Annotated in this window: 9 protein-coding genes, 1 rRNA gene and 1 riboswitch; of the genes, 8 read left to right on the top strand and 2 right to left on the bottom strand. The window is 50.7% G+C overall.

The features are described from left to right. A 16S ribosomal RNA gene (locus tag ATH33_RS10490) occupies nt 1–284 on the top strand; the annotation flags it as partial. Between the two features lie 114 nt (nt 285–398). On the opposite strand, the gene ATH33_RS10485 is transcribed toward ATH33_RS10490, so the two are convergent. Beyond that, the gene (locus tag ATH33_RS10485; RefSeq protein ID WP_037994807.1) at nt 399–1004 is read right to left on the bottom strand and encodes a DUF6630 family protein; all 606 of its coding nucleotides are present in this window, start codon (nt 1002–1004) and stop codon (nt 399–401) included. 176 nt (nt 1005–1180) lie between these two features. Here ATH33_RS10485 and ATH33_RS10480 point away from each other — a divergent pair, with 176 nt between their 5' ends. The 7 genes from ATH33_RS10480 (at nt 1181) to mtnA (ending at nt 7681) form a co-directional block, all read left to right on the top strand. Then, nucleotides 1181–1819 carry an SDR family oxidoreductase gene (locus tag ATH33_RS10480; RefSeq protein WP_037994806.1) on the top strand — a complete coding sequence of 213 codons (639 nt, stop codon included), beginning with the start codon at nt 1181–1183 and terminating at the stop codon, nt 1817–1819. 148 nt (nt 1820–1967) lie between these two features. Continuing rightward, nucleotides 1968–2079, top strand: a riboswitch (SAM riboswitch). 128 nt (nt 2080–2207) lie between these two features. Beyond that, nucleotides 2208–3431 (top strand): 2,3-diketo-5-methylthiopentyl-1-phosphate enolase, encoded by a 1224-nt coding sequence (locus tag ATH33_RS10475; RefSeq protein WP_037994805.1) that lies wholly within the window; start codon nt 2208–2210, stop codon nt 3429–3431. Continuing rightward, the gene (locus ATH33_RS10470) at nt 3428–4132 is read left to right on the top strand and encodes a 2-hydroxy-3-keto-5-methylthiopentenyl-1-phosphate phosphatase (protein WP_121874381.1); all 705 of its coding nucleotides are present in this window, start codon (nt 3428–3430) and stop codon (nt 4130–4132) included. Before ATH33_RS10475 ends, ATH33_RS10470 begins: the two co-directional genes overlap by 4 nt. Nucleotides 4133–4148: 16 nt before the next feature. After that, nucleotides 4149–4775 (top strand): methylthioribulose 1-phosphate dehydratase, encoded by a 627-nt coding sequence (gene mtnB, locus ATH33_RS10465; RefSeq protein WP_232335163.1) that lies wholly within the window; start codon nt 4149–4151, stop codon nt 4773–4775. A gap of 23 nt (nt 4776–4798) precedes the next feature. Then, entirely contained in the window at nt 4799–5338 is a 540-nt protein-coding gene (locus ATH33_RS10460) for a 1,2-dihydroxy-3-keto-5-methylthiopentene dioxygenase (protein ID WP_037994803.1), read from the top strand. Nucleotides 5339–5390: 52 nt separating this feature from the next. After that, nucleotides 5391–6614, top strand: coding sequence for an S-methyl-5-thioribose kinase (gene mtnK / locus ATH33_RS10455; protein ID WP_037994801.1), 1224 nt, complete (start codon nt 5391–5393; stop codon nt 6612–6614). Continuing rightward, on the top strand, nt 6611–7681 hold the full coding sequence (gene mtnA, locus ATH33_RS10450; protein ID WP_049719624.1) for an S-methyl-5-thioribose-1-phosphate isomerase: 1071 nt from the start codon (nt 6611–6613) through the stop codon (nt 7679–7681). The genes mtnK and mtnA overlap by 4 nt, the downstream gene beginning before the upstream one ends. A gap of 67 nt (nt 7682–7748) precedes the next feature. On the opposite strand, the gene ATH33_RS10445 is transcribed toward mtnA, so the two are convergent. Then, the gene (locus ATH33_RS10445; RefSeq protein WP_052186675.1) at nt 7749–8177 is read right to left on the bottom strand and encodes a TlpA disulfide reductase family protein; all 429 of its coding nucleotides are present in this window, start codon (nt 8175–8177) and stop codon (nt 7749–7751) included. Nucleotides 8178–8183: the final 6 nt, after the last annotated feature.

Below are 8183 nucleotides of genomic sequence, written 5' to 3'. Positions count from 1 at the left end.
GAACCCGCGAGGGGGAGCCAATCCCAAAAAGCCAGTCTCAGTTCGGATCGCAGGCTGCAACTCGCCTGCGTGAAGCCGGAATCGCTAGTAATCGCGGATCAGCATGCCGCGGTGAATACGTTCCCGGGCCTTGTACACACCGCCCGTCACACCACGAGAGTTTGCAACACCCGAAGTCGGTGAGGCAACCTTTTAGGAGCCAGCCGCCGAAGGTGGGGCAGATGATTGGGGTGAAGTCGTAACAAGGTATCCCTACCGGAAGGTGGGGATGGATCACCTCCTTTCTAAGGAGCTCATTTCGAGCAAAAACGTTTCAAAGAGTCATGTCTCACACTCTTTGGTTTTCAGGGAACACTTGAAAAAGCCCCGCAGACATAGTCTGCGGGGCTTTCCTTACATCATGAGACCCAAAAAGGGTTTTCTTTTTCCAGCAGATGGATAAATGCAGGAATCAACAGTCCATAATGCGGTTCCGGTTGAAAGGGCAAATCCTTTTCAATCCACAGGGTTCCGTATCCGGATTCAAAAGCCAGTTCCTGACAATGTTTGGCCGTCTGCATGGGCAAAATGGTTAAGGTGTAAGGATGAAGCGTGGGTGTCAAAGAGCATAAAACATATTGAAGAGGTTCCAAATAATGATTGGCTAATTGAAAGAAAAACCGGACATAAGGATGGCTGACCGGGTCTGAAGAAGCGAAATGGCTTTCGTTCCATTTGCCGTCACGGATCACCCATGCAAACCGTTTGGATTTTTTGTCGTGTTTGGTGCTGAACCAGGCAGAAATGAGGGATTCGTCAAAAGTAAAGATCAAATTTCGCTGTTTCAAAGAGTGAATCAGTGCAAACCAGGGAAGATTACTAAGTGGAACGGAATCCATCATCAACGTGGTTAATAAATATTCTTTGGGATTTTTTATGCAAAAATCGACTTCTTCGGCCAGGGTTGGATCATTGGGAAGCAAAAAGCGCGCAAGATCCAAAAGTTTTTCAGGCTGATATTGCATAACGACTCCCCCACATAAGATATCGAACAAGTGTTCTGAATCCATTATAAAAAAAGAATGAATCAGGAACAAGGGGAAATGCGAAATTATCCATAAAGAGGTTTGACGGGGGGAGTTCGGGTGGAAAGGTTCATATTGTGACAACAGAAACATTCAATCAAAGGGAGTCTGGTAACATGAACATTTTGCTCCTTGGCGCCAATGGAAAAATCGGCAGGAAATTGGTATCGCTGTTGAAAGAAACGCCTCATCACCTTCGGGCCATGGTTCGCAAAGAAGAACAAGTGCCGGTCATTGAAAGACTGGGAGCGGATGAGGTGGTCATCGGCGATTTGGAAAAAGATTTTTCCCATTGGGCAAAGGGTATGGACGCGGTCATATTCTCAGCTGGTTCAGGCGGTCACACTGGTCCGGATAAAACCATTTTGGTGGACCTGGACGGTGCCTTTAAGGCGATTGAGGCCGCAGAACAGTATCAAGTCCGTCGCTTTGTGATGATCAGTTCCATCGGGGCGGATCATCCGGAAAAAGGGCCGGATTCCATCCGCCATTATTTGGTTGCCAAAAAAAGGGCCGATGAACGATTGCGCAACAGTTCCCTCAATTACACCATCATTCGCCCCGGAGCTTTGACAAATGATCCGGCCAAAGGCACGGTCTTGCTCCTTGAACATATTGAAAAACCGGCTTCCATTCCGAGAGCGGATGTGGCGAGAGTCGTGGTGGAAGCATTGGAACATGAAAATACTTATCGCCGTTCGTTTGATTTGGTCACAGGGGATCAACCGGTTCAAGAGGCTTTAAATAATTTGTGACGCAAAGAAAAGCGCCGGAGTGTGAGCATTCCGGCGCTTGTTTTTTTATTCAAAAATGAAATGAAAAATTTAAGTCAAAATTATTGATTCCTTAAAAATTATATGCTAAATTAAAGAAACTAATGAAAACTGAATAGACGGATCGATTCTCTTATCCAGAGAGGTGGAGGGACAGGCCCGATGAATCCTCGGCAACCATCTGCATGAAGCAGAAAGGTGCCAATTCCTGCAGGACGCTGAGCGGTTCTGACAGATGAGAGAAGGTGATAATGATAGATTGGTTTATCCCTTTTTGCATCTGCAGAAAGGGATTTTTTTATTACCTGGCATAAGCGGGCGGTTACCGCTGTATGGTAAAGCATCATTGATTGAAGGATGGTGATGGCAAGTGGCAACTGATCGGGAGTATATCATTGCGACCTATCTGATTCACGGGGAGCATGATTTCCACAAAAAAGCCAAAAGCATTGCTGTCGGTTTGACGGCGGGAACATGGACGGAATTGCCGGAGACCCGGAAAAAACAGATGGCGGCCCATCTCGGTGAAGTGATTGAAGTGACCGGGCTGGCGCCGGGAAAGGACGGAGAACCGCGAGCCCTTTGCAAAATCGGTTATCCGGTCCGCAATCTGACACCGGACTTTCCCGCTCTTCTGACCACGGTGTTCGGCAAGTTGTCCTTGGATGGAAAAATCAAATGTATGGATATTGAAGCACCGGATTCGTTTTTGGACGGGTTTCCCGGCCCCAGGTTCGGAATCGAAGGCATCCGCCGAAAATTGGATGTATCCGGCCGTCCGCTGTTGATGAGCATTTTTAAACAATGCATCGGCATGACATTGGATGAGTTGGAGGAAGCTTATCAACAACAAGTGGATGGCGGGGTGGATCTGGTCAAAGATGACGAGATTTTCTTCCGAGAAGATTATGCACCCGCCGAAGAAAGAATCCGCATTTTCAAAAGGATCAACCGGGAGAAGGAAGAACGGACCGGGCAAAAAACTTGGTATGCGGTCAACCTGACCGGCCCGGTGACACAACTGACCGATAAAGCCAAACGTTTGGCGGAACAAGGGGCGGACTGTTTTCTCTTAAACGCGGTTCCTTACGGGCTGGATATTCTCCACCGGTTGGCAGAGGATCCCGATATCGATGTGCCGGTCATGGCTCATCCGGCTTTTGCCGGTGCGGTTTGTTCCTCTTCTGATTACGGTTTGAGTTCACCGCTGCTGTTGGGAAAACTTTTGCGATGGGCAGGTGCGGACATGGTGTTGTATCCTTCACCTTACGGTTCGGTGGCCATGCCGAAAGAGGACGCGCTCAAAGTGGCTGAAAACTTGCGTCATTCTTCCACCGTTCACCGGCCATCCCTTCCGGCTCCGTCGGCAGGCATTCATCCGGGGCTGGTGCCGGCCATGGTGCGGGATTTTGGAATGGATCTCATCGTCAATGCGGGCGGAGGCATTCACGGCCATCCGCAAGGTTCAACGGCAGGGGGAAAAGCATTTGTCGAAGCGATCGGTGCTGCGGTAAAAGGGCGTCCGTTGGAAGAAGCGGCCCAGGAGTCTCCGGAATTAAAGCTGGCTTTGGATAAATGGGGGAGTATCACATGACGTCTTCATTAAAGCGGGTGATTTTCTGTGATTTTGACGGAACGATCACCAATCAGGATAATATTGTCAATATTTTCAAGCATTTTAACCCGCCAGGCTGGGAAACGCTGAAAGACGATATCCTCGCCCGGCGTATCAGTGTCCGGCAAGGTGTGGGGCTAATGTTTTCGCTTCTTCCCACGGCAAGAAAAGAAGAGATTGTGCGTTATGCCATTGATCAGGCGGAAATCCGCCCCGGGTTTGAAGACTTTATCCGGTATTGCCGGTCGAATGATATCCGGTTGTTGATCACCAGCGGAGGGATCGACTTCTTCGTGTACCCGGTTTTATCCCGCTTCGCGATTCCTGCTGGGAACATTTATTGCAACGGTAGTGATTTCAGCGGGGAGACGATTCGCATTGTCTGGCCGCATCCCTGTGACGAGCATTGTGACGGGGATTGCGGCATGTGCAAAACCAGTGTAATCCGCTCTTATGATGAAAAGGAGTATGAACGGATTGTGATCGGGGACAGCATTACTGATTTGGCCGCTGCCAAACTGGCTGATTTTACGATTGCCCGGGACTTTTTGCTGGAACAATGCCGTAAGCAGGGGCTGAATCACCAGCCTTTTGACACTTTTTATGATGTGATTGAAATCTTGAGCCATGATCGGGGCGATGGGAGGTGCAAGCAATTTGACGCGACTGGAACATCCTGAACGGATCCGGGTGGAAATGGAAAAGGTGGAAGAGGCTTTTCACGAATTGCGAAAGGTCAAAGAGCTTTTTGCCGGTCGGGGATGGTTTCCGGCCACCAGCGGAAATCTTTCTGTCCGGGTGGACGTTCAAGAAGGGGAGCCGGACTTGATCGCCATCACGGCCAGCGGAAAAGATAAGACCGTTCATACCCCGGAGGATTTTTTGCTGGTGAACAAAGAGGGAAAACCGGCGTTTCCGACTTGTCTCAAACCTTCGGCCGAGACTTTGGTCCACACGGCGATTTATCAAAAAATAAAAGAATGCCGCGCGATCTTCCATATTCATACTGTTCATAATAATCTCATTTCAGAGCAGTGCGGGGATTCGGGGTACGTCTCTTTTTCCGGGCATGAAATCATCAAGGCGCTGAACATCTGGGAGGAGGGAGCCGTGATCCGGCTGCCGGTTGTTCCCAATCACGCCTCGATTCCTGACTTGGCCCAAGCGGTTCGCGAGGTGATCGATCCGCAGGTTCCTGCGGTTCTGATCCGAAATCATGGGATCTATGCATGGGGTGACAGTGTATTTGCTGCCAAACGCCATTTGGAAGCTTTTGAATTCTTGTTTGAGTATCAGGTAAAGCTTCAGCTTTTAAATTCATAGACCGATGGAAAGGGGTTTTTCACATGGCGCAAATTTACATCAGAAATTCGGGAAAACGGTTGGAATCAGAGCAAGAAGTCCGTTCCTTTCTCAAAGAACAAGGCGTGTTGTTTGAACAATGGCCGACAGAGAAACTTCCGCAGCATCTGCGGGAGAAGTTTGTGTTGAATGAGGAAGAGCAAGAGGAGATTCTCAAGGCCTATCAAGAGGAAATCCAATCGCTCGCCAAGCGAAACGGCTATGTCCAATGGGATGTGGTGGCGCTGTCCGAAGCAACAGAAAATTTGGAAGAGCTCTTGAAGAAGTTTGAAAATGTGCATACCCATTCGGAAGACGAAGTGCGGGCCATCGTCTCGGGGAACGGAATTTTCACGATTAAAGGAAAAGATGGAACCGGGTATTTTGATGTGGAGCTTTCCCCCGGAGATGTGATCTCCGTGCCGGAAAACACCCCTCACTTTTTCACGTTGATGAAGAACCGGAAAGTGGTGGCCGTGCGTCTGTTTATCGATCCGTCCGGATGGGTGGCTCATCCTTATCAAGATCCGGAGTTCACGGCTTGACCGGTGTCCCGCCCTTTGTGCGGGACTTCCCGGAGGAAGGAGGAAACAACCAATGTTTGAAAATTATAAACATTTCACGGAAGAAGATGCAGTGCAATATGCCCGCTCGAAAAAAGAATGGTTTGCCCCCGATGCAGAACTTGACTGCAGGGAAATCGGCGATGGAAATCTCAATTTGGTCTTTCGCATTGCCGACCATTCAACTGGACGGAGCCTCATCTTCAAACAGGCGCTACCGTATGCAAGGGTGGTCGGGGAGTCATGGCCGTTGACGCTGGAGCGGTCCCGCATCGAAGCGGAAGCCTTGAAACTGGCGGCCCGTCGGGTGCCGGATTTGGTGCCTGCCGTTTATTTCTACGATGATCAATTGGCTTTGACCGTGATGGAAGACTTGTCTGATCACATCATTTTGCGAAAAGGGTTGATCGCGGGAGAGGAATACCCCCGGTTAGCGAAGGATTTGGCGGAATATCTGGCTCACACGCTCTTTTTCACTTCGGAATATTACCTGGATGCCGGGGAGAAAAAGGAGAAGGTCCGCCGCTTCATCAATCCGGAAATGTGCAAGATCACGGAGGATTTGGTGTTTACCGATCCTTATTATGATGCCGAAACCAATTCATTCAACCCTTTGATCCGGGAAACGGTGGAATCGATCTGGAACGATGACCGCCTGAAAAAAGAAATTGCCCATTTGAAAGAACGCTTTATGACCCGGGCACAAGCTTTGCTGCACGGGGATCTTCACACCGGTTCCGTCATGGTGAAAAAAGACAGCACCAAAGTGATTGATCCGGAATTTGCTTACTACGGTCCCATCGGCTTTGACGTGGGGGCTGTGATCGCCAATCTTTTCCTTTCCTTTGTTTCCCATGAAGCGCACACCGGGGATCTGAAGCAGAGGGAAACCTACCAAAGCTGGTTGCTGGAAACCGCCGAAAAGATTTGGATCGGTTTTGAACAAACCTTTCGGGCGCTTTGGAAAGAGCATGTCAAAGATGAAATGTGGTCCGTACCGGGGTATCTGGATGACGTGTTGCACCAGGTGCTTCAGGACGCGGCGGGCTTTGCCGGTTGCAAAATGATGCGGCGCGTGATCGGTTTGGCTCCCGTGGCGGATTTGGAATCGATCGAAGATCCGGCCGTCCGCGCCGAGGCAGAAACCAAGGCTTTAAAAATCGGGCGGCTACTGGTCTTAAAGCGCCAAACCGTAAATCAAGCGGCTGATCTGATCCGGCTGGCCCGGGAAGCCGGGGAAGGGCTGACGGTGAAATGAAGCAAGATTACACAATTCCCCATCCGCAATCGGTTTTTTGGGAAGACGACCACCTGGTTTTGCTGGATCAGCGAAGGCTTCCCCGTGAAACCGTTTATTTGCACCTTTTTACTCCGGAAGAAGTTTGGGATGCGATTGTCACATTGGCTGTGCGGGGGGCGCCGGCCATCGGTATCGCCGCTGTTTACGGTTTGTATATGGGCGTGCGCCACGTCACCGGGCGGGAAGAAACTTTCTTTTCCGAACTGGAACGGGTGGTTGAATATTTGAGTTCGGCCAGACCGACCGCGGTGAATTTGTCATGGGCCTTAAACCGGGTAAAAGCCAAGGTGGAATCATTCAAAGGAAGTCCGGTATCCGTCTTGAAGCAGGCGGTGTGGGAAGAAGCGACAGCCATTCATGAAGAGGATGTGAGGGTGTGCCGGAAAATCGGGGAGCATCTGCTTCCTTTTTTGCACGACGGAATGGGCATCCTCACTCACTGCAATGCCGGAGGGCTGGCCACCGGTGCGTACGGAACCGCCCTGGCTCCGCTGTATCTCGCCCGCGAGAAGGGATGGAACCTCAAAGTGTATGCCGACGAGACGCGGCCGGTGTTGCAGGGAGCGCGGCTGACCGCATATGAGCTGATGCAGGCAGGGATTGACGTCACACTGATTTGCGACAACATGGCGGGGGCCGTGATGAAACAAGGAGAGATTCAGGCGGTCATTGTCGGAACGGACCGGGTCGCGGCCAACGGGGATGTTGCCAACAAAATCGGCACTTACAGCTTGGCTGTCCTGGCCAGGGCGCACCAAATCCCTTTTTATGTGGCGGCTCCTTCTTCATCGATTGACTTGGAGACGGAAACGGGTGACGGGATCCCGATCGAAGAGAGAGCGCCGGAGGAGATCGTGAGCAGCTGGGGCAAGCCGATTGCTCCCGAAGGGATCAACGTCTATAATCCCGCTTTTGATGTGACGCCCGCGGAGTATGTCACCGCGATCATCACCGAGTACGGCGTGATCCGGCCGCCCTACCGGGAAAATTTAAGAAAAAGTCTTCGGCGCATGATGCCGGTATAAACAACATTTGAAAAAGGGAGTTTCATGTCGGATGGAAAAGGCGCCGGTGAAAAACCGGCGCCTTTTATTAAAAAGATTCACGGGAGAGGAGGGCTCCCAGTTCTTGAATGACCGTGGTGAAGGGGGCGGTTTCGTCATAGATGCCGTGAATTTCGCCATTTGGTGTGATCAGGACATCGGTGGGAACCGAGGAAAGCCGGTAAGCGTCGTAGGTTCGGGTTCCATGGTCGCGCAGCACCGGAAAATGAAAACCGGCTTCTTGGACAAATTGGTATACCCGGTCGGGATCGGGTTCGCGCCCGGAGACATGGATCGTAAGAAAGGCGACCTGGTTCGTTTTTAAAGACCGGTAAAAAATTTCTTTTTTGGCCAGGGACTCCTGGCAAGCGGCACACCAGGTCGTCCAAAACTCAAGCCAGACAATCCGTCCCTGGTAATCGCTCAGTTGATGGATGTTTCCGTTTAAATCGGGAAGTGAAAAATCGGGTGCTTTCATCGATCT

Origin of the sequence: Thermoactinomyces vulgaris (genome assembly GCF_003688725.1) — a bacterium.
GTDB lineage: Bacteria > Bacillota > Bacilli > Thermoactinomycetales > Thermoactinomycetaceae > Thermoactinomyces > Thermoactinomyces vulgaris.
Note: the sequence above shows the minus strand (reverse complement) of the source record. Positions and strands in the feature narration are given on the sequence as shown.